Origin of the sequence: Blautia sp. An46, assembly GCF_002161645.1 — a bacterium.
GTDB lineage: Bacteria > Bacillota > Clostridia > Lachnospirales > Lachnospiraceae > Blautia > Blautia ornithocaccae.
The window spans coordinates 1-870 of sequence record NZ_NFIF01000059.1 but is presented as its reverse complement, the minus strand read 5'-3'; the positions used below and the strand labels follow the sequence as shown (position 1 = coordinate 870).

Below are 870 nucleotides of genomic sequence, written 5' to 3'. Positions count from 1 at the left end.
CTTTTTCTGTGAAAGATTACCGGAACAAAGGGCAGTGGAAAGAACTGACCCTTTCCGGTATCGAATTCATACGACGTTTTTTGATGCATGTCCCCCCAAAGCGTTTTGTACGAATTCGGGATTACGGACTTCTATGTTCCCGCAGCAAAAGTAAAAAGCTTACTTTATGCCGGAATCTTCTCGGATGCAGAAAATATATTTCAAAACTGCACGATAAGGGTATGCCTGAAATACTGAAACATCTCTATGGCATAAACGTCTGCGTGTGTAAAATCTGCGGTGGAAAACTTGGAAAGCCTCAGCTTCGGATGCCACAAAGATGCTAAAGAGGGCGTAAAATTTTCTGTGTCTATAGGGAAAATCTTCTTTGATAAGAACCAGATATGTATAATTGTATTGTCCAAATTTCTGGTTTTTTGCTGTCGAATTATTTATCTGATAATAGTATTGCCCATTCGACTCAGGTTATACATGAATTTTATGATTTTTTGCAGCACAAATAACGGCATCAGCAATCCCTTTTCGTGGGCTCTGCCCACACCCGGCCTCGGGAATAAGCTGGGATTTTCTGGGAATACTATAAATGCCGAAGGGATAAGGTGAAGACAGGAGCTGGATGTGTTTACATCCACTCCTGTTTTCTGTTTACAGGTATGCTGTCAGTCTTTCATCGTATAAAATGATCAGTTGGTTCAACACCTGATCCCAGTTCCGATAACGCTGAGTCCACTTCTTTGTTACATTTCTACTTGCAAGAAACAGCATCTTTTCAAGAGCGGTATCACTTGGAAACACACTCTTTGTTTTTGTAACTTTCCTGTATTGACGGTTCAGTCCTTCTATGATATTTGTTGTATACATAATTCTGCG

2 protein-coding genes are annotated in these 870 nt (G+C 40.3%); one reads left to right on the top strand and one right to left on the bottom strand.

Going from position 1 to position 870, the window contains the following annotated elements; translation table 11 throughout:
- On the top strand, positions 1-326 hold a 326-nt coding region (locus B5G00_RS18500), incomplete at its 5' end, for a transposase (RefSeq protein WP_206423815.1).
- Positions 327-645: 319 nt separating this feature from the next.
- Here B5G00_RS18500 and B5G00_RS18495 read toward each other — a convergent pair.
- A partial coding sequence (locus tag B5G00_RS18495; protein WP_140403190.1) for a transposase occupies positions 646-870 on the bottom strand: 225 nt, incomplete at its 5' end.